This is a genomic window from Crossiella sp. S99.2 (assembly GCF_023094165.1).
Lineage (GTDB): Bacteria > Actinomycetota > Actinomycetes > Mycobacteriales > Pseudonocardiaceae > Crossiella.
The window spans coordinates 568,753-594,752 of record NZ_JALMDK010000002.1 but is presented as its reverse complement, the minus strand read 5'-3'; the positions used below and the strand labels follow the sequence as shown (position 1 = coordinate 594,752).

Genomic DNA, 26,000 nt, shown 5'->3' with positions numbered 1-26,000 from the left:
CGCACAGTTACACCATCGAGGGATGTGAAAAATGGAACATTCTGTTTTACTGTGCGATAAGTTTGGGTGGCTGCACGGTACAGGTCACCCTGCCTCACTCATTCGAGTGACCCCGGCGAGGTAGCAGGAAGGGACCAGGCCCATGAGCACCCCGGCGACCTTTCCGTCGCCCGCCGCGCATTCGGCCAGCACTCACCCCCATCGGGCAGGCGAGCTGAACCCGATTGAGGAACGTATTGCCGAATATATGCACATGTCGCTACGTGACCAACGTTTGTTGCTGGCCTCACTGCGCGAGCGCAGCGTCGAATTCCGCGCCTTCGACCGCCGCTCCTCGCTTTTGGTCTATACCGCGCTGGTGGGATTCACGCTGGTAGCGGTCTCGGTGACGTTGCACAGTTTCAACGTGCCGCGGTTCCTGGCCAGTGGTTGCGCGGTCGGCGCACTGCTCGTGCTGGTGATCGTGCTGGTCGGCATCACCCGCCGCCGGGAGGCGCTGCTGTGGGCCGCGGTGGCCGCGCACAGCGTGGACCTGGACCGGACCGACCTCGGGCGAGTGCTCAACCCGCCCCGGCACACCGGCGAATGGCTGCCCGAACCGCGGACCGCGGAATCGGGCTGAGACCCGGAAGAGCGCAAGCTCGGGAGATCAGTCCCAGAGCACGGGGGTTTCCGCGCAGCGCGGCGCCGGGATGGCAGTGCCCCTGGCGAACTGCGCGCACGGGGTGAAGGAGAGCGCGGGCGCGGCCAGCGCGAGCAGGCTGACGAAGAAGCGCTGATCAGCCACGGTGATCACGAAGTCCACCCCGGTGCGCCGCGGCGGGACCGGGTCCTCGGAGGCATCCCGGCGGCAGTCCTCCTCGGCCATCAGCAGCAGGTGCCGGTAGGCAGCCTCGCCGCCGGCGGGCATCTCGGCGTCGAAGGCGGCCACGAAGGTGGTGCAACTCGGGTCGAAAGTGCCCGCACCACGCACCAGTCCGGCCAGGTCAGCCCAGGTCCGCGCGGCATCAGCGGGATCGGCGAGGCTGCCGTAGGTGCGTTGCACCAAGCGCCGGTGGGCGCGCTGGGGCGTCGTCATCTCGTCCTCCCGATTATCAGTGCCACTCAACCGGCAGCTCCCGCACGCCGTAAACCGCCATCTCGTGCCTGAACTTCACCTGATCGGGGGCAATGGCCAGTCGCAATCCGGGAACTGGCAACAGAGCGCGCACGGCCTCGGTCAGCTCGGCCCTGGCCAGCAACTGCCCGAGGCACTGGTGCACCCCGTGCCCGAAGGCCAGGTGCGGGGCGGCGCGCCGATGGAGGTCGAGTTCGTCCGGTTCCGGGTAGACCGCGGCGTCCCGGTTGGCCGAGGACAGCGAGACGATCACGCCGTCGCCGCGGGCCAGCCGCACGCCGCCGAGGTCCACCTCGGCCAGCACCGCGCGCACCACGCCCTGCTGCACCACGGTGGCGTGCCGCAGCAGCTCCTCCACCGCGGCGGGCAGCAGCCCCGGATCGGCGCGCAGCTCCGCCCACAGCGCGGGGTGCCGCAGCAGGAGCAGCATGCCGATGCCGATCATGTTGGCGGTGGTCTCGTGCCCGGCGACCAGCAGCAGCCTGCTCATCCCGACCAGGTCGTCCTTGGTCAGCTCGCCGGTGCGCACCCGCTGCACGGCCAGCCTGCTGATCAGGTCCGCGCCCGGGGCGGCGAGCTTGCCCGCGACCAGGCCGTCCAGGTAGTCCCACAGCTCGGCCATGGCCGCGGTGACCTCGTGCCCCGGCCGGGAGCGGTCCAGCTGGATCTCGCTGCGACTGGCGAAGAACTCGCGGTCGGCGAAGGGCACGCCGAGCAGATCGCAGATGACCAGCGCGGGCAGCGGCCGGGCGAAGCAAGCCATCAGGTCGGCGGGCGGGCCCTGGCCGAGCAGCCCGGCCAGGCAGTCCCGGACCACGGCCTGGATGCCGGGGCGCAGCGCGGCCATCCGGCGCACGGTGAACTCGCCGGTGAGCATCCGGCGGAACCGGCCGTGTTCCGGCGGATCCATCGAGAGGAATATGCCGGGCATCCGCGGGCCTTCCGGCGCGGGCCGGATCTGTGGGAAGCCCGGATTGGCCGGGTCGCTGGAGAAGCGCGGATCGCCGAGTACGAACCGGGCGTCGGCGTGCCGGGTGACCAGCCAGACCGTCTCGCCGTGCGGGGTGCGCACCAGCGAGACCGGCTCGTGCGCGCGCAGGTGGGCGAAGCGCGGTGGTGGGTCGAGCGGGTTCACCCGGCTCGGCGGGTAGTCCGGGGGCACCGTTCCATCAAACCCGGCGCCCCCGGACTTCGAAAGGGGTGAGGGGTTGCCCCCGCCGCCAGACGGACAACCCCTCACGTTCATGGTGCGACCTGCTGTACCTGGTACGGATCGCGGTGCCCGGATGGTTCACATCAGTTCGTGAGACCGCTCCCAACAACCCGAAAGAGTGGTCTGCGGCCCTGGTCTAAACAACCCCCGATCGTCTCTTCTGTCGGAAATCGGTCATGCCGCCACGTACCGTCCGGCGAGCACGAGCAGCACCTGGACCTGGATGCTGCTGGCGTAGTAGTCGGTGCTGCTGAGCGAGGTGCTGGCGAGCTTGGCCCACAACCGGTCCAGCCAGGCCTGGCTGCCCGGATCGGCCATCGCGGCCACCGCGAACGGGGCGAAGAAAGCCGCCGAACTGCCGCTCTCCACCACCGTGCCGTTGAGGTCGTAGCCCTTGGCGATGCGGTTCGGGTCACCGCCGGTGGCCTGCTTGATCCAGGCGTTCATCTTGCGCACCTGGGCCTGGGCCGCGCTGCCGGAGACGGTGATCGCGTCCACGCCCAGCCGCCACGGGTCGCGGCAGGCGTTCCAGCTGTACTTGCCGTCGGTCACCTCGTTCTCCAGGAACTTGCCGATGGCCGGCCGGAGCGCGGACTGGGTGTCCTGCACGAAGTCGGGCAGCAGACCGGTGTTCGGCGCGAACTGCTGCTGCAACCGGGTGACCGCGTTCTCGGTCGCGCCACGCACGCTGTGCCAGAAGGAATCGCCGGTGGCCTTGGCGAAGGCGCGGAAGTGGCCGGGCATCCAGTCCGAGGAGCGGGAGCCGTTGTTGTGCGAGCCGGAACTCGCCCAGTCGGCCACCAGCGGCAGCTTGTTGCCGGAGTGGACCTCGCTGCGCTTGATCGCGGCGATGATCCGCAGCGCCTCCTGGCGGTAGTTGTAGGCCCCGCCACTGCCCCACCGGCGGTCGGCGAGCAGCAGCGCGTAGGCGATCTCCAGGTCCGCGTCGGTGGCCGAGTCGCTGCCGTTGACGCTGACGCAGTCCGGGTTCTGCTCGGCCGCGTGCAGGTCGCGGTCGATCACCGAGGGGTGGTTCTTGACGAAGCGCAGGATGCCGTCGAAGACCGTGCGCGCCTGCGGGTCGACATCGGCCATCAGCGCGGAGATGGTCATCCCGTAGCCCTGGCCCTCGCCGACGAAGGCGTGGTCGGCGTCCACCGAGCGCACCGCCCACTGGCCGCCGCCGCAGCTGGTGGTGAGGAAGTTGGTCTTCCACTGCTGGTAGTAGCGGGACAGCACCTGGTCCTGCTCGGCCTGGGAGACCGAGGGGCGCAGCGTGCCGGGCAGATATCCGTTGGCGGGCGGCGGTTCCTGGCCGCCTACGCCGTAGACCTCGAACTCCCACAGCGAGTAGCCGTAGGCGGTGCCGCGCTGGGTGCCGGTCAGCCGCAGGTGCCGGGCGGTGGTGCTGACGCTGATCTCGTCCAGGCCGCCGTCGCCCGCGCTGGTGCTGTGCAGGGCACGCCAGGTGTTGCCGTCGTCGGAGGCTTCCAGCCGGTACGCCTTGGCGTAGGCGGCCTCCCAGTTGAGCCGGATCTGCCGGATGTCCTTGGCAGCACGCAGATCCAGCTGGATCCACTGTGGATCGGCGCCCTCGGCGCTGGCCCACCGGGTGCCGGTGTTCCCGTCCACCGCCGCGGGACCGGCCAGCGAGGCGTCCTCCGCGGAGGACGTGCTGACGTTTGCACCGAGCGCGAGGTTGGTGGCTGCGGAGGCGGTGCCCGCGCCGACGCAGAGACCGGCGAGCAGTGTCGTGACCACGACACCGGTGATCAGCCGAGGTGAGCCGTTCATTGTTCGCGTCCTCTCGACTAGCGGATCGGGAGAAGCGGCAGGGGGATCCGAGGGTGACCCAGGCCACCTCGGGCGTCAAGGCTGTTAGGTAAGTTTCCTGTCTATTGCGGCGCAAACTGGCCTGGTCGGCGCAATCGTTTGGGCCAGCTGGACGAACGCGCGCGGCGGCGGCCGGTGCGGCGGCGGCGTTCAAAAAGGAGGCGGGCGCCCATCTCTCCCCCATGCCGATGGACGCCCGCCTGGTCAGCACCCCCGGCTCCGGCGGTCCGGGCGGGGCCATCCGCCGGAGCTTGCGCAGTGGGGGTTTGAACACCGGGAACGTTATTCGCGGGCCCGGCGCGCGAGTACGCCCGGAGGTCGAGCGGCGCGCTGACGAAAGTCGATGGTTGGCTGGAGCCGTGTACCGCGACGAGGACTTCCCCGCCGACCCGTACCCGGGCGCGGTGCCGCCCAGCTCCTACCTGCACGCCGACGGCCTCGCCTGGCCGCTGCGTGAGACCAGCTCCGGCGCGGTGGTCGAGCCGGACGGGGTTGACCTGGACGAATGGCTGGTCCAGCACGGTGAGGTGCCGCTGTCCGGACGGATCCCGGTGCTGACCTACGGCTCCAACCGGAATCCGTCCAAGATCACCTGGCTGCGACAGAACCTGGGGCTGCCCGGCGCGGTGGTGGTGCTGCGGGCGCACTGCGCGGACCTGGCCGCGGTGTGGGCCAGCGGATTCCGGCTGCGTGACGGCGCCCGCCCGGCCACCCTGGCCGCCGCGCCGGGGGTGACCGAGACGCACGCGGTGTGGCTGGCCACGCCCGCGCAGCTGCGGGTGCTGGACGTGGTGGAGGGGCGCGGCGAGCGCTACCGGCTGGCCAGGGTGCACACCGGCCGGGTGACCCTGGGCACCGGCGCGCACCTGGACGGGGTGCTCTCCTATGTGGCCCGCGGGGTGGTGCGCGAACCGCTGCTGGTGGACGGCCACCCGGTGCGCTGCCAGGAGCTGTCCCAGGACGCGGCGCGGGAGCTGACCGGCGTGCCGGGGTACTGCGGGCTGGCGGTCACCGAGATCACCGGCGCGCCCGATCCAGGGCTGTGGCCGGACCGGGTGTTCGTCTACGGCACCCTGCAGCCGGGCTGTTCGGCCTGGTCACTGGCTGCGCCGTGGGTCAGCGGGACGCCGCGGCGGGCGAGTGTGCCGGGCACGTTGTACGACACCGGCGAGGGCTGGCCGGGGCTGCTGGCCGGTACGGACGGCGAGGTGCCGGGGTGGCTGCTGCCGCTGGCCGATCCGGTGGCCGCGCTGCCGGTGCTGGATGAGTACGAGGGCGCGGAATACCGGCGGATCCGGATCACCCTGGCCGACGGCACGGTGTGCTGGACCTACGTCTTCACCGCGGCCACCGACGGGTTCCGCGTGGTGCCGTCCTGGCCGGCCGGGCACGTGTGAAGATCACCGGCAGCGGGAAACCCGAGGGGGCCGACTCGGGAGGAGACCTGACGTGCGCATCCGACCTTTGCTGGCACTGTCCGCGCTGACCCTGCTCGCCGCCTGCGGCCAGCCGGCCGCCCAGTCCCCTGGCAGCGGCACGCCGAGCAGTGCCACGGCGAGCAGCAGCCCGGCGGCCAGTCCGAGCAGCACTCCGCCGGCCAGGGAACAGCCGCCCGAGGTGACCGCGGCGGCGCAGGTCGGCCGGTGCACCGCGGCGACGCTGCGCGGCGAGCTGAAGGCCGGTGATCCCGGCGCCGGGCAGCGCTACGCGACGCTGCTGGTGACCAATACCGGCAAGGCCAACTGCACGCTCTACGGCTACGGCGGCCTGGCGCTGCTGGACGGTTCGGGCAACGCGCTGCGCACCCAGCTGGAGCGCAAGGCCACCCCGGGACCAAAGCTGGTGACGCTGCGCCCCGGCGGCAAGGCGGGCAAGGACCTGCACTGGGGCGCGGTGCCCGGTCCAGGCGAGCCGACCTCCGGCCCGTGCCAGCCCGCCCCGGCCAAGATCAGCGTGATCCCGCCGGACGAACGCACGCCGTTCGAACTCGGCTGGTCTTTCGGGCCGGTGTGTCAGCAGGGCAAGATCGAAGGCTCCGCTTATCACCCCGTGTGAGTTGGGAGCGCGCCGATGAGGTCCAGGATCCTGCCGCTGGTGCTTGGCCTGTTGCTGATCGGCGGAGTCTCCGCCGCCGCCCCGGCCGGTGACGCCGGGGCGCGCGGCCGCCTGGACCTGGTGACCGCGCGCGGTGAGCTGCGGGTGTGCAGCACCGGCGACTACCGCCCGTTCACCTACCGCGCCCCGGACGGCAGCTGGACCGGCATCGACCTGGACCTGGCCCGCGACCTGGCCACCCGCCTCGGCGTCCGCCTCAAGATCGTCCCCACCACCTGGTCCACCCTGCTGCCCGACTTCCGCAGGCACTGCGACATCGCCGTCGGCGGCATCTCGATCACCCTGGACCGCGCCCGGCAGGCCTTCTTCAGCAAGCCCTACGTGCGCGACGGCAAAACCCCGATCACCCGCTGCGAGCACAAGGACCGCTTCCAGACCCTGGACCGGATCGACCAGCCCGGCGTGCGCGCGGTGGTCAACCCCGGCGGCACCAACGAGCAGTTCGCCCGCGCCAACCTCAAGCGCGCCACCATCGTCCTGCACCCGGACAACAACACGATCTTCGACGAGATCGTGGCCGGCCGGGTGGACCTGATGATGACCGATGCGACCGAAACCCGTTGGCAGGCAAAGCAACGCCCGGAGTTGTGCGCGGTGCACCCGGAGGCGCCGTTCACCTTCAGCGAGAAGGCGTACCTGCTGCCACTGGGCGATGTGGTGTTCCAGCAGTGGGTCGACCAGTGGCTGAACCTGGCCCTGCACGACGGGACCTGGGAGCGGATCAGCAAGCCCTGGCTGGGCTGAGTCAGCGCGGCAGCAGCGCGGCCTCCAGGTCGTTGAGCACGGCCTGCACCGGGGCCCAGCACATCATCAGCGTGTCCCGGTCCGGCACCAGGCCCTTGTCGATCTGCGCGCGCGGGTGCACGAAGTTGCGGTAGTCCCGAACCTTGTGCGCGAACTCCTTGGCATCCATCTGGATCCAGCCCTTCTCGTGCGCCACGTCGATCAGCCGCTGCAACGGCGCGCGATCGGCCGGGATCCGTTTTCCGTTGTGCCCGTTGGCGAAACCCAGCTCCCTGATCTCCTCGTCCCGTTCGGTCAGCACCGAGAACAACACGCCCTCGACAAAGCTGCCGATGCCGATGAGCGCCATCACGTACGCGCCGTTGGACTCGCAGATCTTCGCCTCGGCCGCCCTGGACACCAGCAGGTCGACCGATTCGCGATCCTCGATCAGCCGCAGCAGCCTGCCTTCCAGCTCGCTGGTCTGCACGTACACCGGAACCGCGCGATCGGGCAGCAGCTCGCCGAGCACCGGTCTGCCGTCGGCGTGGCTGACCACCAGCCGCTCCGGCGCCAGCACCCGGTTGATCTCCTGCCGCACCGCCGCCGCGGACTCCGCCCCGCCCTCGTACTCCAGCGGATCGCAGACCCGGCACAGCAGTCGTTCGACCTCGCCGCGGTCGCCCGCCCGCGCGTTCAGCTCCTCGGTCAGCCAGGGCACCCGGGGGCTGCCGTCGTAGTCCGGCGGGTTGCGCCAGCCCGCGTGCGCCAGCAGCGTCTCCAGCTCCCGGCCGCGGCGTTCGTACGGGCCGTCCAGATCGCAGATGGTCCGCGCCAGCCGCTCCACGGTCTTCGGGTCCAACCGGAACATCACAGCCCCCTGCGCTCGCGTTCGGTCTGGGCCTGTTCCAGGGCCAGGTTGATCCGGTCCACGATGTTCTTGCCCCGGCGCTGGAAACCCAGTTCGCGCATGACCTCCTCCAGCCGGGTGTCCCGTTCCCGCTCAAGGCCGTCCCGCAGCAGCCAGCGAGCCACCGCCAGCAGCTCCCGGTCGGAGTACTCCGCGATCTTGAATCCGCTCGGGACGTCCGGTCGCTCGCCGCGCGGCAGGCCGTTCTCCGGCGCCGGGACGGGCCGGTCCACCGGGGCCGGTCTGGGGTCGGGGGCACGGTCGGCCTCGGCCACCGCCTGCCGCCAGGCGCGGGTGATGCGCTCGGTCTCGGCCGCGGGATCGCGGAACCACTCGGTGGACCACAGCCGGTGGAACCGCCAGCCGAGCTGCTCCAGGTGGTTCTGCCGCAACCGGTCCCGGTCCCTGGCGGTGTGCGCGCGGTGGTAGCGCTCGCCGTCGGTCTCCACCGCGAGCACCATCCGGCCTGGCTGGTCCGGGTGGGCCAGCGCGAAGTCGATCCGGTAGCCCGAGACACCCCACTGCGGGGTCACCGGCACGCCCGCGGCCACCAGCGCGTGCAGCACCGCGCGCTCGAACCCGTTCAGCTCGGCATCGCCGACCGTGCCGACCAGGTCCAGCTCACCGCCGGTCGCGGCGAAGGCGAGGAACCGGCGCAGCAACTCCACCCCTGGATGCGGCAGCGCGCTGGTCCGGTTCTGGTCCAGATCCAGGTGGGAGAACGAGCTGACCACGCTCATCCGGCGTTTGGCCCTGGTCACCGCGACGTTGAGCCGCCGCTGGCCGCCCTCCTTGTTCACCGGGCCGAAGTTCATCGGCAGCCTGCCGTCGGCCTTCTTGGCGTAGCCGATGCTGAGGATGATCGCGTCCCGCTCATCGCCCTGCACCCGTTCCAGGTTCTTCACGAAGAACCGCTCGGCCAGGCTCTTCTCATCGGAGAAGAACCCGTCCAGCTCCGGCCGCCCCGGCCGCGCCGCCCGCAGTGCCGCGTCGATCCGGTCGGCGTGCTTCTGACTCATCGCGATCACGCCGAGGCTCTCCGCCGGCCGCTGCTCGGCGTGCGCCAGCACCAGCCGGACCACCTCGTCGACCTCGGCCACCGCCGAACCGTCCTGGCCCGGTCTGGCCACCCCGTCCACCACGTGCAGGCTCAGCGGGCTCACCGCCTGCGCACCGGGGAAGGTCACCAGGCTCTCCTGGTAGATCTCCTTGTTGGAGAAGGCGATCAGCCGTTCGTCCCGGCTGCGGTAGTGCCAGCGCAGCAGGTAGTGGTCGGGGTCGGGGATCAGGCTCTTCAGCCGTTCCAGGATCGACTCGTAGACGCGCAGGTCGCCTTCGTCCTCCTCGTCCTCGGTGGTGTCCGCGCCGCTGAGGGTGCGGCGGAAGAAGTCCGAGGGCGGCAACTGCTTGTCGTCCCCGGCCACCACCAGCCTGCGGCCGCGCATGATCGAGGCCATCGCGTCGTGCGGCTCCACCTGGCTGGCCTCGTCGAAGATGACCAGGTCGAACAGCTTGGCCGCGGGCAGCACCCGACTGACCACCAGTGGCGACATCGCCCAGCAGGGGAAGGCGGCCAGCAGCACGTCGGAACTCTTCTCGACCAGCCTGCGCAAGGACATGTGGCCGCGTCTGCGCGCCGCCTGGTCCCGCACCAGCCTGCGCTGATCGGGATGGGCGTCGCTGACCTCGCGCAGTCTGGTGGCCAGCACCCGCCGCACCCGGTCGGCCGAACTCCGGCGGTGCTGCTCGTCGGCGGTGCGGAATTCCTCGACCAGCCGGGAGTGCTGCGCTCCGGCGAACCGGGCCAGCCGTGGCACCCGCAGCTTCAGCTCCTCGAGCACCGAGGTCAGCCAGGCCCACCGGAAGACCTGCTCGGCCGTTGCCGGATCCGCCGCCCGCTCGGTCACCTCGTCCAGCAGCTGGCCGAGTCCCAGGCTCTCCAGCCTGGCGGTCAGCGCGTTCAGCTCCGGCATGCGGTGCAGGGTGTCGACGTCGCCACGCAGCGCGGCCACCCGGTCGTCGACCTCCGCGGTCGGGGTGGCGTCCACGTTGTCCAGCCGCGCGCACAGCGAGACCGCGGCGAGTTGATCCCGCCAGTGCGCGTACCGCTGGGTGGCATCGGCCAGTCCGAACACCGAGGCCGGTTCGCCGCCGTCGACGGCGGCGGCCCGCCAGCGATCGCGCTGGTTCACCGCGGCGTTCAGTGCCTCGTGCAGGGATCTCTTGTCCCGCAAGCCGTGCTGGCTCATCGACCGGATCTCCTTGCACAGCGCACGCCGGGCCCAGAAACCGATCGGCTGCTGGTTCGCCTTGCGCCAGCGACGATCCGCGGTGGCGTAGCGCCAGCGGTCCAGCTCGGTGCTGAACACCTGGTCGGTGAACGCGGCCACCGATCCGGTGACGTCGTTGAGCAGCGCGAGGATGTCCTGCCAGCCGTTCATGGTCTCCGGCCTGCGCAGCCCCGCCCGGCCGACGAGTGCCCGCAACTCGCTCCTGGCCTCACGCAGGCCGGTGCCTGCCAGTTCGTTCAGGCTGGCCAGCACGGTTCGCACCTCCTCCGCGCTGACCACGGCTGACTGCGACCACGGCGAATCACCACGGCGAACCCGCGGCCCCCCGAGGTCGACGAAGTTCTTCACCGCGTCGACCAGGCTGGACAGGTCGTCGCCGGTGAGCCTGGTCAGTTCGGCCGCGCCGAACCTGACCCGGCTGGCCGCGCCGGCGGGCAGGTCCAGCAACCGGCACTGGACGTCGAAGGCGGAGACACCCCAGGGCTCCCGGACCTGGTGCAGCTCGGCCGGATGCGCCTGTGCTTCGCTCCGGCGCTGCACCAGCCGCTCGTGCAGGTCGCCGAGCTGGGGCGAGAGCACCCGGCCCGCCTCGTCCAGCCGGTCGGAGATCTGCTGGGCCACCCGCTTGCGGTTGATCCGCTGCTCGTGCAGATCGAACACCAGCCCGTCCAGGCCGACCTGTGCCAACCGCTGGGTGACCGCCTCGATCGCGGCCCGCTTCTCCGCCACGAACAGCACCCGCTTGCCGCGGGCCGCCATCCCCGCGATGACGTTGGCGATGGTCTGGCTCTTCCCGGTCCCCGGCGGGCCCTCGATGATCGCGTGCTTTCCGGCCAGCGCCGCGGTGATGGCCCGTTGCTGGGAGGAGTCGGTGTCCTGCACCAGGAACTCCTCGGCCGGCCGGATCGTGTTCGCATCCGGCAGTCCGTCCGTGGTTGGCACATCACGAAGTGCGGCGATCGCCGGTGCGTGTCCGGCGGCCGCGGCGATGATGTCGTGTTCGGCCAGCAAGGCAATCGAGTTCTGCAGGTCGCGCACCATCGGCAGCTTGTCGAAGCTGAACACGCCGAGCAGAACGCGCTTCTCCAGAGTTGTCGCCAATCGTTGCTGACCGGTGATCTCGGCGATTGCCTGATAAGCGCGTTCCAGCCGGATGATCGGATCCTCGATCTCGGCGAGCAGCGCGGTGATTTTCTCCGCGACCTCCTCGGCGTCGATGTCCACGCCGAAGTCCCGGTTGAGCGCGTAAAGCAGCACCGGATTGATCTCGGCCTCGCCGGTGAGTTCCAGGGTGAAATCCGTCTCGGCCGCCGTGCGCGCGTGCACCTCGACGCTCTGCATGAGCAACGGGGCGCGCAGCCGCTGCACCGGGGTGGTGCCCCTGGTGACCGGTGGTTCCACGCAGAGCAGGCCATTGGCCAGGTAACCGGCCTCGACGCCCTGCTCCTCCTGCAACGCGATGATCTTCCGGCGCAGTGTCCTGGCACTCGCGCAGGCTTTCTTGTGCGCTTCCGGATCGGTGAGCAGCAGGCCCAGTTTTGTCTTGCGGAGCCCGAACAACGCGGTGAGCGCGGCCGGGTCGGCCTCGGTCAGGTCCACCGTCCCGGTCTTGCTGTCCTTGTAGCGCAACAGCGTGTTCCGGTGGCTCAGATCGATCAGCTCATCAGCCCAGTCCTCGGCCCGGCGCCGGACAGCCTCAATCCGCGTGTCGACAGTCGTGGTCACCCGCAGTCCCCTCTCGCCCCTAGGTTGTCTTTTCGACCGAACGGGCCAGGACGTTTCGGCATCCGGGCGATCGAGACCATTTCGAACCCGATTGGTCGAACCCGGTAACAACGGGCGATGGTTCGGCGACCTGATAACCATCTCTGCTCGGTAAATCGGGACAGCAAGGGGTCGAAGTGCCTGAAGAGGAACCTGGGCGGTTTCGCCTCTGGTGGTGGTCGACCGCCAACTGGAAACGTGGACTGTCGATCTTCGCCGGCGGGTTGCTGCTGCTGATCGGGCTGATCGGCACGGTGGGCGCGGTCCGCGGTCCGCTGCCGCCGGTGACCAGTGTGGCCGCCACGCCCGCCGGGTCGACCATCCCGCTGTCCGCCACGACCGCCGGGACCACCACGACCAGCGTCGTCCTCAGCTCGGCCACCGGCACGACCACCCCGGTCAGCAGCACCGAGCCGGTCCCGCCGACCTCGGCGGAGCCGCCACCTGCCCCGCCCGGCGGCCGGACCACCAAGGCCGCGCCACCGCCACCGCCGCGGACGACCAGGGCCAGCACGCCGAAGCCGCCGCCTCCGCCCAGCAGCCAGAAGCCGCCTGCCGGAGTGGTGACTCCCGGCGCGTTCTGCTCGACCGCGGGCGCGACCGGGGTGTCCAAGACCGGCAAACCGATGGTGTGCGCCCCGGCCAGTGACGGCCGGTTGCGCTGGAGGTCCGCGTGATGACGAATGCGACCGACGCGGTGCGCGCGCTGCGTGCCTGGCAGACACCGACCAATCCGGTGGCCTACCGCTGTCCGCAGGGGCACGGGGTGCTCGGCCTGTTCAGCGACCGGGAGGCGGGCACCGGTCTGACCCTGGCCTGCACCGCGTGCAGCCACCGGTTCCCGGTCGACGACGCGACCGTGGACCGGGCCGCCGCGGCCGCCGACACCCCGTCCACCATGGCCTTCACCGCGGACGAGATCCCGGCAGGCCACGGCTCCTGGCGCGGGCAGCTTGGCAACGGGCTGGTGCGCACCCACGGCTGGCTGCTCATCGGCAACCGGCCGGTCAGCTCGGGTCTGCTCAGCGCCGTCGGCGGTTTCCTGGTGTCGCTGGGCTTCCTGGCGGGCAGCCCGCTGTGGCCGCTGCTGACCGCGGCGCTGGGCTACGGCCTCTGGAGGCTCACCGTGGTCAAGCTGCGGCCCGCCTCCCGCGTGCGCAACCACGTGCGGATCACCGCGGCGGAGCTGGCCGAGGGGATGTTCGTGCGGCGGTACGGCCAGATCGGGCCGGTGGCGCGGGTGGAGTCGGCGACGCCGTGGACGGACGGCCTGATCGCGGTGCACTTCACCGGGGGTGGGCAGACGCGGTGGCAGCCGGAGCGGCGGGTGTGGGTGGCCGAACTGCTGGATTAGGGCTGTCCGATAGCAGCGTGAATCTGTCAGACTGACGGCAGCATGACAGGTGGCATCCGGGCGAGGATTTCCTCAGCAACCACGACAGAGGAGGTCCACATGTTGATCGCCACCGTAGATTTCCGCACCGCGCCCGCCGACCGGGTCGCCGCGCTCGCCCAGTTCGACGCCGAACGGGACCGGGTGCGGGCCATGCCGGGCAACCGCGATTTCCGGGTCTTCGCCTCGAGGGAGGACGACGGGCAGATCACCGTGCTGCACGAGTGGGCAGACGTGGAGTCCTTCCGCGGCTACCTGGCCTCGGAGTCCTTCGCCAGCTTCGGCGCGGTGGTCCGGCCGCTCACCGTCGGGGCGCCGGTGAGCAGGCGGTTCCTGGCCGAGCCGGTCGAGATCGGATGACGGCCAAGGCGTACAGCTTCGTGCGGGAGGTCGAGGCCGGGCCTGCCAGGGAACTCCGCACCGACCGGCACTACCTGCTGTACGCCTCGGCTGGGGCCCTGCGGCTGGCGGCGGAGGGCCAGGTGTGGCTGCTGCCGCCGGCCAGGGCCGCGCTGGTGGAGGCGGGGCGGCCGATCCAGGTGAGCATTCCGCGGCCGGTTCGCACGGCCTCGGTGCTCTTCGACACCGGGTTCGCCCCGCCCCCGCCCGCGCCGCTGGCCGTGTTCGACCTCAGCCCGCTGGCCCGGTGCCTGGTGGCCGAGTGCGGCGGGTGGGGTGATCCCGAGCAGGTGCTGCCGCCCTACGCGGAGACCATGTTCGCCGCCCTGGCCGCGGTGACCTGGCGGCTGGCCGAACAGCCCAGCCCGGTCACCATCCCCGAGGGGCGGTCACCGGAGTTGCGGCTGGCGCTGCGACTGACCGAGGCGCGGCTCGGCGAGGAAGTGCGCTTCAAGGAGGTGGCGGCGCGGGTGGGGCTGACGCCCCGCTCGCTGGCCCGCCGGTTCGCCGGGGAGACCGGGATGACCTGGCGGGCGGTGTTGCGCCGGATGCGGCTGGCGCGCGCGATCGAGGAGCTGGTGGCCGGGGACGCGCCGGTGACCGCGGTGGCCTTCCAGGTCGGGTACTCCTCCCTGTCGGCGTTCAACGCGGCCTTCCTGGAGCTGACCGGCCGCACCCCGACGGAGTACCGCGTCAGCTGCCAGGGCTGAGCTGCTGGACTAGCGTTTCCCGGGTGACGTTGCGGGCGGTGCTGGCGGCGATGCCGGACTACGCCGAGGACATCCGGGCCAACCTGGAGTCGGTGCTCGGGGAGTCCGTGCTGAGCGCGCAACGGCTCTGGGGCACGGTGGTGGCGGTGGCGCTCACCGGTGGGCAGACAGGAGCGCTGGCGGGGCTGGTGGACGAGGCCCGGGGGCGGTTGTCGGCGCAGGCTTGGGATGCGGCCAGGGCGGCAGGCGCGGTGATGGCGATGAACAACATCTACTACCGGGCCAAGCATCTGCTGGGCGCGGAGGAGTACCTGAAGGCGCCGGCGCGGTTGCGGATGCGGGTGGTGGCGCGGCCGGGGGTGGACAAGGGCGACTTCGAGCTGTGGTGCGTGGCGGTCAGCGCGGTCAACGGGTGCGAGGTGTGTCTTGAGCTGCACGAGCGCAAGGCGCGCGCGGCCGGGGCCGGGGTTTCCGAGGTGCACGTGGTGTTGCGGGTGGCGGCCGTGGTGCACGCGGCGGGGCTGGTGCTGGCCGCGGAAGAGGCCCACCGCACCTCCTGTTCACACCACTGAGGGACAATTGACCCGCGATGGTGGAAGACGAGCTGGAGCTGCTGATCACCGTGGTGGTCGCCGCCGAGAACGAGTCCCAGGCCAGGAATGCCTGTCTGGGGCTGGTCGCGCTGGGCGGCGGGCGGATCGTCGAGGCGGGTGACTGCTCCGATGAGGAGCCGGGCTGCTGGTCGGTGACGATCAGCCAGCCGAGTGACGAGCGGGCCGCGGCCAGTGACGCGGGCGCGTTGTCCCGGGCAGTGCGCACCTTCGTGCGCGCGCTGGGACCCGATGTCAGCGTGCCGCGGGTGTCCTGCGAGCTACCCACCGCCTGGACCGTGCTGGACGATCCCGACCTGATCACCCAGCTGGTGCCCGGTGGCGAGCGGGTGCTGGTGGAGGCGTGGCTGGGCGCGAGTCCGCTGCAGGTGCCGGAACCGGCCGCCGAGGACCCGGACGAGGTGTTCCCCGAACCGGAGCCGGTGGTGTTGCCGGACGGGCCGGTGCAGCGGTTGCGGCTGTCCGTGGACGTGGCCGCAGACCGGCGGGCCGGGGCGGAGTGGCAGGCCAGGGCGGTGGCCAGCCGGATCACCCACGACGGCGAGCTGACCGACTTCACCCCGTGCGGGCCCGGGGTGCTCGGGGTCGAGTTCGACCTCGGGCTGGTGCCCGGCGACACCGCGACCGCGCTCCAGGACGCGATGGCCCGGATCGGCCAGGACAACTGGTCCGAGCTGGAATGGGACGGCGAGCACGCGGCCAGCTACTGGTCGGCCGACCCGGCGCCGGCCGCGGGCGTGATCGCCCTGCAGCTCAGCGCCGGACCGGCCGGTGCCCAGGAACTGGCTACTTCACCCACGCCGAGGTGAACGGGCCCCAGTTGCCGTCGGCGTCCTTGGCCCGCACGTAGGCCAGTCGCTCCAGGCCCCAGGCGCCCGCCTTGCCACCGACCTCCACCGTCGCGCCGTCGCCGTTGATCTTCAGCGGCCGGGCGTGGCCACCGTCCCAGGGCGCGCGATCCAGGTAGATCTCCGCCCCGACCACCTTCTGCGCGGCCGGGCGGCCCACGCCGACCGTGCCGTAGGCGTTGTCATCGGCCTTGGCGCTGACCTCGACGCTGAACAGGCCGCGCTTGACGGTCAGCCCGGACACGGTCGGGCCCAGCGTGGAGACGTAGGGCTGCCGGGCCGACTTGGCCGCGTAGAGCAGCGCGTCCTTGTTCAGCTCCCAGAACTTGTCCTGGCAGCTGTAGGCCGGGTGGAAACCGTTGCACTCACCGCTGTTCGGGCCGATCTCGAAAGTGAAACCGGCGATGCCCAGCTTGTCGTAGGCCCAGTCGTCGGCCGCGCCGGTGACGTTGTAGAGCACCTCGCCCGGCTGGCCGGTGTTGTAGCCGTTGTAGCCGCTCATCCGGAAGGCCATCGAGCGCAGCCCGGCGTCGTTGGGGGTCTTGACCTTCGGGTCGTGGCCCCAGGGCATCAGCACCAGGTTGCCGTAGGTGTGCAAGGTGATCATCGCGCCGCGGGTGGTCGCCGGGGCGGCGTCGGTCTCCCCCGGTCCGCGCTGGTCCGGGAACAGCTTCTCGAACAATCCGGCCAGCTGATGCGTTTCCGGCTCGCTGGCCGCCTTCGGACCGCGGTAGGTCTGCGCGCAGGCGTTGCCCGAGGTGCCCACCCCGCCCCAGCGGGAGTCCCAGTTGCGGTTGAGGTCGATGCCCTCGTGGTTGTTGCTCCACGGACCGGGGCACGGGGTGACGCTGTTGCTGTCGTTGAGGTTCTTGCGCTGCCAGGCCGAACTGTTCGCCGAGGTGCCCGCGTTGGTCAGGCCGTCCTGGACCACGCCGATGCCGTCCGGGTTGACCTGCGGCACCACCCACACCTCGGTGCCGCCCAGCAGCGCGGCCACCTCGGCCTCGCCGTAGGCGCCGTCGAGCAGCCGGGTGATGAACCGCCATGCCTGCTCGCTGGTGGTCACCTCGCGGGCGTGGATCTGGGCCATCAGCAGGAATCGCGGCTTGGCCGAATCCGGCTTCAGCTCACAGCCGCGCCAGGCCTCCGCGGTGATGCACAGCGCTTCCAGCTGGTTGCCCTTGGCCGGATCCTGCTGACGCTGCCAGGACTGGCCGTAGGCCACCCGCTTGGTCAGGTCCGGGTAGTGCTTGGCCACGTCGGCCACGAAGGAGTGAAAACCTTCGACCGTGCGGTAGCCGCCGTAGAACGTCGGATACTCCTTGCCCGCCAGTCGTTTCGGCTTCGGGTAGGCCGCGGCCGCGCGCGGGGTGGCCGCGGCGGGGACCTGCTGGACCCGGACCGTGCGCGCGCCGAGCCCGGCCAGCGTGCCGGACACGCCGTCCTGACCCAGGACCAGGATCGCCGAGCCCTCCCGGCCCAGGACGTCCAGACCGGCCTCGGCCAGCTTGCGGCCCAGTTCGGCCGGGTCGCCGGGGGCGGTGACGTGCAGGATCTGCGCCGCGTCGGCAGCAGCTCCCTGTGCCAGCGCGGGCGCCGGCAGCAGCGCGGCCGCGGCGACCGCGGTGGCGGCCAGCGCGGTGCGCAGCACGGAAAGGCGTTTCGCCATGTGAGCAGCCGTCCTTCCAGAGGATCAGTACCGCTCGATCCTGTGATGCGCCCGTGACCTGGAGCAAGCCCCGGATGGCGGGTGGACGGCACGGCGTGTAGTCCCCGCCCTCACCCCAATGGCGGTGGAAATCAACCCGATCTTGGTTGTACTGAGGAGGTGTTTGGGCACTACCTTCAACTAAATAAGCCGTGCCATGTCCGTGGCACGGCTGGAAACGCATGGAGGAGCTGGGCGCGAGATGGCAAGTGTGGAGCAGGTTCGCAACGGGATCTCGCTGGCCACCGAGAAGGCGCAGGAGAGCATCGGCGCCCTGCAACAGGCCGCGACAGCCCTTGAGCAGGCCCAGAACGCGCTGCACCAGGTCACCCAGGGCAGCAGCCAGGCCGACGCCGAACAGGCCGCCAACCTGCTCTCCCAGGCCGTGTCGAGCATTGGCGAGACGCAGAACCAGGTGCAAAGCGCGATCAGCACCGCCGAGGGCTACGCCAACCGGCTGTAGGCGCCGGTGTCCTCTATCGCGGAGGTGCTGGCCGTCCTGGACTCGGTGCGGGAACAGTTGCTCCAGGCGCACCGGGGTCTCACCGAGGCCGATGAGCTGATCGGGGAGTCCCTCGCCGTGCTGAGCAAGATCGGCAAGCACCACTCGGAGTCGTTGACCCCGCCCGAACTGCTCGGCGCCAGCACCCAGCACCAGCGCAGCGTGGAACTGCTCGGCGCGGCGCTGGACCGGGTGGAAGGCCTGATGACCTCCCTGTGAGACTGGCGGCGTGATCTTGGGCGGTGCGGCGTGAGCAAGAAAATCGAGCGGCGGGCGCGGATCGGCGAGGTCTTCGGCGAGTTCCACGACGCGGTGGCGATGGCGCTGGGCGCGGCCAGGCAGGAACACACCGTCGCCGAGGCGCAGCATCGCCGGGCCGAGTTCGAGCTGACCCTGCGCAAGCACGGAATCCGTGCGGTGCAGGCAGATCCGGCCTTCGCCGCCCAGCAGGCCGACCCGGCGCTGCGCCCGCTGGCCGAGCACGCGCTGGCCGAACACGAGCAGGTCTTCGCGCAGTGGACCGGCAACGGCCCGGCCACCCTGACCGAACTGGTGCGCGAGCACGCGCCCGGCTCGGCCGGGGAGGACTGGGAACACTGGCTGGGCCGCCCCGGCACGCACGAGGGCAGCACCCCCGCGCCGGGGCTGTGGCGGATCGGCTCGGCCCGGATCGAGGACGCCTCGCTGGCCGAGGAGTTCCCGGCCGCGGTGCCGTTGCTGGACCACGGCCACCTGCACGTGCTCTCCGACCACAGCACCCGGATGCACGCCGAGGCACTGGTGGAAACGCTGGTGCTGCGGGCCCTGTCCTACTTCCAGCCCGGCCTGGTGCAGGTGCACGTCTGGGACACCGGCCAGTTCACCGGCTCGCTGCCCGGCCTGTACCCGCTGGCCCGCGCCGGACTGCTCACCGTGCACGACCCGAGCCGGTTGCAGGACCTGCTCACCGAGTTCTCCGAACACATCCGCCGGGTGCACACCCGGATCCTGGTCGACGGGCACGCCTCGCTGCGCGCGCTGACCTCGGCCACCGGCAAACGTTCGGAACCGTGGCGGATCGCGATCCTGTTCGGCAACCGGGAGGACCTGGACGATCAGCTCCGCCAGCAGTTGCAGCGGGTCGCCCGCAACGGACTGGCCTGCGGCATCCAGCTGATCATGGTGGACATGCGGCTGTCGGTGAACAGCCCGCTGGAAACGGTGGAACTGCACCGGGACGGCACCGTCACCGCCAGCATGACCGGCGAGCACGCCACCGTCACCCTGGACGATCCGCTGCCACGGGACCGGGTTCCGGTGGCCTGCGGGGCCATCGCGGACGCGTTGCTGGAGCGGCGCAGCCGGGTGTGCACCTTCGCCGACCTGCTGCCCGAGACCCGCTGGGCCGAGCACTCCGCCACCGGGGTGAGCGCGCCGATCGGCCGCAGCGACGGCCAGGACGTGCTGCTGCACCTGGGCGATTCCTCGCCGCACGCGCTGATCGGCGGGCCCAGCGGCTCCGGCAAGACCAACTTCCTCTACGCCATGCTGGGCAGCCTCACCGCCCGCTACTCCCCTGACGAACTCGAGCTGTACGTGCTCGACTTCAAGGAGGGCGTCTCCTTCGCCCAGTTCACCCCCGGCCGCAAGGACCCCAGCTGGCTGCCGCACGCCCGCCTGGTCGGGGTGAACGTCAACGCCGACCGCGAGTTCGGGCTGGCGCTGCTGAAATACCTGGCCGATGAGATGCGCCGGCGGGCCGAGGCGGCCAAACGGCACGAGGTCACCAAGCTGGAGGAACTGCGCACCGAGGACCCGGAGGGGCGCTGGCCGCGGATCGTGGCGGTCATCGACGAGTTCCAGTTCCTCTTCGCCGAACGCGACGCGGTGACCAACCAGGCCGCCGGACTGCTGGAGGACGTGGCCAGGCGCGGGCGCTCGCAGGGCATCCACCTGGTGCTCTCCAGCCAGGACGTCTCCGGCATCGAGGCGTTCTGGGGCAAGCCGGCCATCTTCGAGCAGTTCATCGTGCGGATCGCGCTGCCCAAGGCGCGCCGGGTGCTGGTCGAGACCAACCAGGCCGCGATCGAGATCCCCCGGCGGCACGCGGTGATCAACCACGATTCCGGGGTGCGGCACGGCAACGAGATCGCCCGCATCCCGGACGCCACCAGCCGCGGCACCTTCGACGCGCTCCAGGTCGAGCTGTGGCAACGCCGTCCCGCGCACCTGGGCGAACCCCGGCTCTTCGACGGCGACCACGTGCCCGCACTGTCCACTGTGGAGGATTTCCGGCTGTTGGAACCGCGGCGCGGCAGGCCGCCGGTGGCCTTGCTGGGTCAGGTGATCGACGTGGCGGGCAGCGCGGCCGGGGTGACTCTGGCCCGCACCCCCGGCCGCAACATCGCCGCCCTCGGCTCGGTGCTGCGCGATGCCGCCAGCGTGCTCGCCGCGGCCACGCTGTCGCTGTCCAGGCAGCACCTGCCCGGCGAGGCCAGGTTCACCCTGATCTGCGTGGCCGAGGACGCCCGGCCCCAGGCCGAGACGCTGACCTGCGCGCTCAAGGACTCCGGCAACGAGGTCGAGCTGATCGACACCGACGGGGTGCGCGCCACGCTGGACGCGCTGGCCGCCGACCTGGGCGCGCGGGCCGGGCGCGGCGCGGGCAACAACGAACCGGCCCGCCCGCACTACCTGGTGCTCTACGCCATCGACGCCGCCTACCCGTTGCTGGAGCAGAAGGATCCGGGCACCCGGCAGTCCGGAGTGGACAGTCTCAAGCAGATCCTCAAGCACGGCCCCGAACTGGCCACCCACACCATCGGCTGGTGGCGCAGCGTGCAGCGGCTCAAGGGTGGTTTCCTCGGCGGCGGCATCGAGGACCTGGGCGCCTGGGTGGCCCTGGACGTGCACGGGCCGGACCTGTCCAGCCTGGCCGCCGGGCAGCTGATCAGCTGGTCGCCGCGGCCCCGGCGCGGCCTGTTCTTCGACCGGGCCGAGCACGCCCGGCCCGAGGTCGTCATCCCGTTCGACACCGCAGAGGCCAGCGGGGAGGGCCAACCGTGAACGAGCCGTCCGCGAGCGAGCGCTACCGGGCGATCACCGGCCAGGTGGACGAGGCGGTGCGCCGGATGCAGAAGGTGGACGCCGAACGCGCCAAGGAGCTGTCCGAGGTGGTCCGCCAGGCCAAGGACCGGCACGAGAAGGCGGAGCAGCAGCTCGCCGAGACCGAGAAGCAGCTCGCGGAGAGCTGGCGCGAGGTCGGCAAGCTGTTCTACGAGGAACGCTGGTTCCAGATGAAGCCGCTGCCCAAGCCGATGCTGCCGGCCGACGGGCTGACCATGGAGCAGCGCACGGCGCGGATCAAGGCCGCGCAGACGGCCCTGGAAGACTTGCTGCGCAAGCGAAGCGGGCTGATCCGGCGCCGGGACTGACCGGCCTCACCAGCGTTCGCCAGGGCTGGACCAGGCGGCGGGCAGGCCCGCGATGCCCAGGTCCATCGACTCGATCACCTGCGCCCGCAGCTCTTCCAGGGTCGAATAACCGCGCTGGCAGGCCACCTCCATGCCCAGTCGCGCGCTCGCGCACAGCACCCGGATCAGCAGCCGGCAGCGGATGTCCTCGGCCGCGGACACGCCCTGCCGCGCCGCGATGACCTCGGCCAGCCGGTGCTCGGAGACCGCCGAGGTGGACAGCCAGCGGGCGAACAGGGTCGGCGTCTGGCCGATCAGCCGGTGGGTGGCGCAGTAGCGGGCCGGGCCGCCGTCGAAGGCGGCGATGTGGTCGAACATGGCCAGGTAGGCGGTGCGGGTGGCGGCCACCGGCGGTTCGTCGGCCGGGCGCTCGGCCAGTGCGGCGATGCAGAACTCGTCGATCTCGGCGAACTGGGACAGCGCCACGTCCTCCTTGCCGGCGAAGTACCGGAAGAAGGTGCGCGGCGAGATCTCCACCGCGGCGGCGATCTCCTCGACCGTGGTGGCCTCGAAACCCTTGGCGAAGAACAACTCCAGGGCAGCGTCGACCAGCGCGTTCTTGGTGCGCAACTTCTTGCGCTCGCGCAGGCCCAGCTCGTCTTTGACCATGCTCACATCCGTCAGTCTACGTCAGGTGTCGCCGAACGCCTATTGTCATGGTATGTTTTTTGTCAGTGAGTGACACATTCTCAACCGAGGAGCCCAGCATGACCACCGCGTCCACCGGCCTGGAAATCCGTCTCGCCTCCCGTCCCGAGGGCTGGCCCACCCTGGAGAACTTCGACCAGGTCCAGGCCGAGGTGCCCGCCCCCGGCGAGGGCGAGCTGCTGGTGCGCAACAAGGTCATGAGCGTCGACCCGTACATGCGCGGCCGGATGAACGACGTGAAGTCCTACTCCCCGCCGTTCGAGCTGGGCAAGGCGCTGCAGGGCGGCGCCGTCGGCGAGGTCGTGGTGTCCAACTCCCCCGACTACCAGGTCGGCGACCTGGTGCTGCACTTCGGCGGCTGGCGCGAGTACGCCGTGGTCGCGGTCAAGCACGCGGTCAAGGTGGACCCGAACCTGGCCCCGGCCGGCGCCTTCCTCGGCGTGCTGGGCATGCCCGGCCTGACCGCCTACGCCGGCCTGCTGGCCGCGGGCCAGTTCCGCGAGGGCGATGTCGTGTTCGTCTCCGGCGCGGCCGGTGCGGTCGGTTCGCTGGTGGGCCAGATCGCCAAGCTCAAGGGCGCCTCCCGGGTGATCGGCTCGGCCGGCAGCGCGGAGAAGGTGGAGTACCTGGTCAAGGAGCTGGGCTTCGACGCGGCCTTCAACTACAAGGACGGCCCGGTCCACGAGCTGCTGGCCGAGGCAGCACCGGAGGGCATCGACGTCTACTTCGACAACGTGGGCGGGGACCACCTGGAGGCCGCGCTCAGCTCGGCCAAGCCGGGCGGCCGGTTCGCGCTGTGCGGGGCCATCTCGCAGTACAACGAGAAGGGCGAGCCCACCGGCCCGCGCAACATGATCCAGATCATCGGCAAGGGCCTGAGCCTGCGCGGCTTCATCGTGAACGAGTACCAGGACATGCAGGAGCAGTTCTTCGCCGAGGTCGGCACCTGGCTGGCCGAGGGCAAGATCAGCTACCGGGAGACCGTGGTGGACGGTCTGGAGAACGCCCCGCAGGCGTTCCTGGACCTGCTCAAGGGTGTCAACACCGGCAAGATGCTGGTGACGATCTAAGCGCCACTGACCACCCGGCCGTCGTGCACCACCAGGGTGCGCGGCGGCCGTTGCCGCACCGCCTCGGCCACCGAGTCCGCGGCCAGCACCATCAGGTCCGCCCGGTCGCCCTCGATCACGCCGTAACCGCCGACCCGCAGCGCCCGCGCGCCGTCCCTGGTGGCCACGTCGGCGCACAGCTCGACCTCGTCGTCCCGCTCGAACTCGTTGGCCTGGGCCAGCAACCAGGCCTGGTCGAGCAGATCACCGCCGTCATCGCCGAGGCCGACCGGCACCCCGGCCCAGCGCAACCGGCGCAGCGGCAGCGGATCGCCCCAGGCGGTGGCCAGCGTGGTGACCGAGATGCCGTGCTCGGCCAGCAGTTCGGCCAGCAGCTCGCGCCGGTGATCCTCCACTGTGGACAGTGCGAGGCAGTGCGAGAGGGTGACCCGGCCGCGCATCCCCAGGGCGGCGACCCGGTCGCAGATCAGCTCGATCTCGAAGGCGCCCAGTTCGCCGGGGTCGCGCAGTTGCAGGTCGATGCCGGTGGAATGCCGTTGCGCCAGCTCGAAGAGCAGGTCGAGGTGGCGCACCGGATCGCGGTCGTGCCCGGCCGGGTCGAGCCCGCCGAGCAGGTCCGCGCCCGCGGCCACCGCGGCGTCCAGGAGTTTCTCGCCGCGTTCCTCGCGGATGAGCCCACCGGCCACGAAGGCCACCACCTGGATCCGGGCCCGGTCCGCGAACAGCTCACGCGCGGCCAGCACCTCGTCCAGGTCCTCGGCCGGTCCGTGCACCCTGGCCAGGGTGACCCCGGCCTCGACCAGCCGGGTCAGCGTGGCCTCGGCCTGTCCCGGCCGCGGCCGGACGTGCGCGGCGACCAGGCCGGGCAGCAGCACTCCGCCGCCGCCGTCGACCTCGGAAATCCCTGGTGGCGCGGCGAGATCGGGTCCCAGCGCGGCGATCGCCCCGGCCTGGCAGAGCACGTCGATCGCCGGGGTGTCGGCCGCGGAGGACCACGGGCGGACGGAACGGATCAGCACATCACCCATTGCCGGACTTTAGGGCCTGCCCACTGGCGGCACCAGCTTTCCGGGATTAAGCACTCCAGTCGGATCAAGCCGGTCCTTGACCGCGCGCAGCACGTCCAGGCCGAGTTCGCCCACCTCGGCGGCCAGCCAGGGCGCGTGGTCCACGCCGACCGCGTGGTGGTGGGTGATGGTGCCGGCGTGGTTGACGATGGCCTCGCAGGCCGCGGTTTTGGCGCGGTGCCACTGGTCAAGGGGGGCCTGCTCGGCGCGGGGGCTGAGCACGGTGAAGTACAGCGAGGCGCCGGTCTCGTAGGCGTGCGAGACGTGGCACATCACCACCGGGCGCGAGCCCGCGGTGCTCAGCGCGTCGGTGAGCGCGCCGCGCACGCCGGTGCGCAGGGCGGCCAGGCCGGCCCAGTCGGTGGCGGTCTCCAGGGTTTCCACGCACACCCCGGCGTCCAGCAGCAGATCCCGCTGCCGGGGTCCGCCGAAGCGGCCCTTGCGCCAGGCCTCGCCCAGCGGGCGGCCCAGGCGCACCGGGCTGAACTCGCGCAGCGCGCGCAGCGCGGCCTGCCGCCGGGTGGCCAGTTCGCGCGGGGAGGTGGTCTCCCAGCCCAGGATGAGCAGGCAGGGCGCGACCACGCCGCGGGTGCGCAGGTAGGACCGCAGTGCCTTGCCCTTCCAGCCGCCCGCGAGTTCCAGGGATGCCTCGGTCTCGTCCATGTCGGACAGGCGGGTGACATCGGCGAGCACCCGTTGCTGGGCCAGTGCGCGCAGGGCCAGCGCACCGCGTTCCCAGCCGTCCAGGACCAGGCCCTCGTAGTGGTGGAAGGTCGGCGCCTCGCGTACCCGCAGGGTCAGTTCGGTGATCACACCGAACGTGCCCTCGCTGCCGATGACCAGCTGTTTCAGGTCCGGGCCCGCGGCCGAGGCCGGGCTGCCGCCCAGCCGCAGCTCACCGGCGGGAGTGGCCAGTCGCAGCGCGTGCACCATGTCCTCGAACCGGCCGTAGCCCGCCGATGCCTGCCCGGCCGAGCGGGTGGCGGCGAACCCGCCGAGGGTGGCCCGCTCGAAGGACTGCGGGAAGTGGCCGAGGGTGAAGCCGTGCGCCTCCAGCAGCCGTTCCGCGTCCGGCGCGCGCACCCCGGCCTGAAAGACCGCGGTGTGCGAGATCGGGTCGACCGAGACCAGCTTGTCCAGCCGGAGCAGGTCCAGCGCGATGACCGATGCCTTGTCCCCGCGCAGCGGGTTGACCCCGCCGACCACCGAGGTGCCGCCGCCGAAGGGCACCACCGCGACGCCGTGTTCGACACAGACTTCCAGCACCCGTTGCACCTGCTCGGGATCGCCCGGCAGCACCACCGCGTCCGGCACCGCGGGCTCGCCGCCGCCCCTGTGCCGCATCAGGTCCACATAGGACAGTCCGCCGGAGCGGCCGAGCCTGGCGTCCCGGTCGGTCAGCACGCCGGCGGTGCCGACCACCGCCACCAGGGCGGCCAGCGCGGCCGGGGGCAGCGCCGAGTCGGCCACGGTGTGCAGCGAGGCCGGGCCGACCGGGGTGGCCACCTCGGCCAGGCCGATGCGGGAGCGGAGCCAGCGCAGCGCGTGCGGCGGCAGATGGGCCGCCTTCGCGCCCTCGGGCGTCCAGGTATTGCGGAGGGTGTGGTCGATGCGCTCGGTCACCGC

24 protein-coding genes are annotated in these 26,000 nt (G+C 71.3%); 15 read left to right on the top strand and 9 right to left on the bottom strand.

Translation table 11 applies throughout. The features are described from left to right. Positions 1 to 142 precede the first annotated feature (142 nt). Positions 143 to 622 (top strand): hypothetical protein, encoded by a 480-nt coding sequence (locus MZC64_RS09285; RefSeq protein WP_247761623.1) that lies wholly within the window; start codon positions 143 to 145, stop codon positions 620 to 622. Between the two features lie 27 nt (positions 623 to 649). Here the strand turns inward: MZC64_RS09285 and MZC64_RS09280 are convergent, their stop codons facing one another. From MZC64_RS09280 to MZC64_RS09270, 3 genes are all read right to left on the bottom strand, one after another. Then, positions 650 to 1,078, bottom strand: coding sequence for a hypothetical protein (locus tag MZC64_RS09280; protein WP_247761622.1), 429 nt, complete (start codon positions 1,076 to 1,078; stop codon positions 650 to 652). Positions 1,079 to 1,094: 16 nt separating this feature from the next. Then, positions 1,095 to 2,279 carry a cytochrome P450 gene (locus MZC64_RS48570; RefSeq protein ID WP_247761621.1) on the bottom strand — a complete coding sequence of 395 codons (1,185 nt, stop codon included), beginning with the start codon at positions 2,277 to 2,279 and terminating at the stop codon, positions 1,095 to 1,097. 225 nt (positions 2,280 to 2,504) lie between these two features. Next, a complete protein-coding gene (locus MZC64_RS09270; protein ID WP_247761620.1) occupies positions 2,505 to 4,124 on the bottom strand; it encodes a glycosyl hydrolase family 8 in 1,620 nt (539 codons plus the stop codon). Positions 4,125 to 4,510: 386 nt separating this feature from the next. Here MZC64_RS09270 and MZC64_RS09265 point away from each other — a divergent pair, with 386 nt between their 5' ends. The 3 genes from MZC64_RS09265 to MZC64_RS09255 are packed head-to-tail and all read left to right on the top strand — an operon-like array spanning position 4,511 to position 7,022. Next, a complete protein-coding gene (locus MZC64_RS09265) occupies positions 4,511 to 5,560 on the top strand; it encodes a gamma-glutamylcyclotransferase (protein ID WP_247761619.1) in 1,050 nt (349 codons plus the stop codon). A gap of 52 nt (positions 5,561 to 5,612) precedes the next feature. Further along, complete coding sequence (locus MZC64_RS09260; RefSeq protein ID WP_247761618.1) at positions 5,613 to 6,218, top strand: DUF4232 domain-containing protein; 606 nt, start codon at positions 5,613 to 5,615, stop codon at positions 6,216 to 6,218. A 15-nt stretch (positions 6,219 to 6,233) separates the two neighbouring features. Further along, positions 6,234 to 7,022 carry a transporter substrate-binding domain-containing protein gene (locus MZC64_RS09255; RefSeq protein WP_247761617.1) on the top strand — a complete coding sequence of 263 codons (789 nt, stop codon included), beginning with the start codon at positions 6,234 to 6,236 and terminating at the stop codon, positions 7,020 to 7,022. Position 7,023: 1 nt separating this feature from the next. Here MZC64_RS09255 and MZC64_RS09250 read toward each other — a convergent pair whose 3' ends face one another. Continuing rightward, complete coding sequence (locus MZC64_RS09250; protein ID WP_247761616.1) at positions 7,024 to 7,872, bottom strand: hypothetical protein; 849 nt, start codon at positions 7,870 to 7,872, stop codon at positions 7,024 to 7,026. Continuing rightward, positions 7,872 to 11,927, bottom strand: a complete 4,056-nt coding sequence (locus MZC64_RS09245) for an AAA domain-containing protein (protein ID WP_247761615.1) — start codon at positions 11,925 to 11,927, stop codon at positions 7,872 to 7,874. Before MZC64_RS09245 ends, MZC64_RS09250 begins: the two co-directional genes overlap by 1 nt. 176 nt (positions 11,928 to 12,103) lie before the next feature. Between MZC64_RS09245 and MZC64_RS09240 the strand changes: the two genes are divergently transcribed. The 6 genes from MZC64_RS09240 to MZC64_RS09215 all read left to right on the top strand — a co-directional run bounded on the left by MZC64_RS09240 (position 12,104) and on the right by MZC64_RS09215 (position 15,888). Continuing rightward, entirely contained in the window at positions 12,104 to 12,643 is a 540-nt protein-coding gene (locus MZC64_RS09240; protein ID WP_247761614.1) for a hypothetical protein, read from the top strand. After that, the gene (locus tag MZC64_RS09235; protein ID WP_247761613.1) at positions 12,643 to 13,320 is read left to right on the top strand and encodes a hypothetical protein; all 678 of its coding nucleotides are present in this window, start codon (positions 12,643 to 12,645) and stop codon (positions 13,318 to 13,320) included. Before MZC64_RS09240 ends, MZC64_RS09235 begins: the two co-directional genes overlap by 1 nt. A gap of 99 nt (positions 13,321 to 13,419) precedes the next feature. Beyond that, the gene (locus MZC64_RS09230) at positions 13,420 to 13,719 is read left to right on the top strand and encodes a putative quinol monooxygenase (protein ID WP_247761612.1); all 300 of its coding nucleotides are present in this window, start codon (positions 13,420 to 13,422) and stop codon (positions 13,717 to 13,719) included. After that, positions 13,716 to 14,468, top strand: a complete 753-nt coding sequence (locus MZC64_RS09225; protein ID WP_247761611.1) for an AraC family transcriptional regulator — start codon at positions 13,716 to 13,718, stop codon at positions 14,466 to 14,468. The genes MZC64_RS09230 and MZC64_RS09225 overlap by 4 nt, the downstream gene beginning before the upstream one ends. A 23-nt stretch (positions 14,469 to 14,491) precedes the next feature. Next, the gene (locus tag MZC64_RS09220) at positions 14,492 to 15,040 is read left to right on the top strand and encodes a carboxymuconolactone decarboxylase family protein (protein WP_247761610.1); all 549 of its coding nucleotides are present in this window, start codon (positions 14,492 to 14,494) and stop codon (positions 15,038 to 15,040) included. A gap of 17 nt (positions 15,041 to 15,057) precedes the next feature. Further along, entirely contained in the window at positions 15,058 to 15,888 is an 831-nt protein-coding gene (locus MZC64_RS09215; RefSeq protein ID WP_247761609.1) for a hypothetical protein, read from the top strand. Here the strand turns inward: MZC64_RS09215 and MZC64_RS09210 are convergent. Continuing rightward, positions 15,866 to 17,596, bottom strand: a complete 1,731-nt coding sequence (locus MZC64_RS09210; protein WP_247761608.1) for a M14 family zinc carboxypeptidase — start codon at positions 17,594 to 17,596, stop codon at positions 15,866 to 15,868. The two genes, MZC64_RS09215 and MZC64_RS09210, sit on opposite strands and share 23 nt — an antisense overlap. Before the next feature lie 241 nt (positions 17,597 to 17,837). Between MZC64_RS09210 and MZC64_RS09205 the strand changes: the two genes are divergently transcribed. From MZC64_RS09205 to MZC64_RS09190, 4 genes are read left to right on the top strand one after another with little or no spacing between them, the layout of a single operon-like run. Then, positions 17,838 to 18,098 (top strand): hypothetical protein, encoded by a 261-nt coding sequence (locus MZC64_RS09205; protein WP_247761607.1) that lies wholly within the window; start codon positions 17,838 to 17,840, stop codon positions 18,096 to 18,098. 6 nt (positions 18,099 to 18,104) lie between these two features. After that, entirely contained in the window at positions 18,105 to 18,356 is a 252-nt protein-coding gene (locus tag MZC64_RS09200) for a hypothetical protein (RefSeq protein WP_247761606.1), read from the top strand. 30 nt (positions 18,357 to 18,386) lie between these two features. Continuing rightward, complete coding sequence (locus MZC64_RS48565) at positions 18,387 to 21,182, top strand: FtsK/SpoIIIE domain-containing protein (RefSeq protein ID WP_247761605.1); 2,796 nt, start codon at positions 18,387 to 18,389, stop codon at positions 21,180 to 21,182. Next, positions 21,179 to 21,550, top strand: a complete 372-nt coding sequence (locus MZC64_RS09190) for a hypothetical protein (RefSeq protein ID WP_247761604.1) — start codon at positions 21,179 to 21,181, stop codon at positions 21,548 to 21,550. The genes MZC64_RS48565 and MZC64_RS09190 overlap by 4 nt, the downstream gene beginning before the upstream one ends. Before the next feature lie 6 nt (positions 21,551 to 21,556). Here the strand turns inward: MZC64_RS09190 and MZC64_RS09185 are convergent, their stop codons facing one another. Beyond that, complete coding sequence (locus MZC64_RS09185) at positions 21,557 to 22,198, bottom strand: TetR family transcriptional regulator (RefSeq protein WP_247761676.1); 642 nt, start codon at positions 22,196 to 22,198, stop codon at positions 21,557 to 21,559. Positions 22,199 to 22,296: 98 nt separating this feature from the next. Here MZC64_RS09185 and MZC64_RS09180 point away from each other — a divergent pair, with 98 nt between their 5' ends. Beyond that, positions 22,297 to 23,307 (top strand): NADP-dependent oxidoreductase, encoded by a 1,011-nt coding sequence (locus MZC64_RS09180; protein ID WP_247761603.1) that lies wholly within the window; start codon positions 22,297 to 22,299, stop codon positions 23,305 to 23,307. On the opposite strand, the gene MZC64_RS09175 is transcribed toward MZC64_RS09180, so the two are convergent. After that, positions 23,304 to 24,335 (bottom strand): N-isopropylammelide isopropylaminohydrolase, encoded by a 1,032-nt coding sequence (locus tag MZC64_RS09175; RefSeq protein ID WP_247761602.1) that lies wholly within the window; start codon positions 24,333 to 24,335, stop codon positions 23,304 to 23,306. The two genes, MZC64_RS09180 and MZC64_RS09175, sit on opposite strands and share 4 nt — an antisense overlap. Positions 24,336 to 24,344: 9 nt before the next feature. Next, positions 24,345 to 25,997, bottom strand: a complete 1,653-nt coding sequence (locus MZC64_RS09170) for an FAD-binding oxidoreductase (protein WP_247761601.1) — start codon at positions 25,995 to 25,997, stop codon at positions 24,345 to 24,347. Between the last annotated feature and the right edge of the window lie 3 nt (positions 25,998 to 26,000).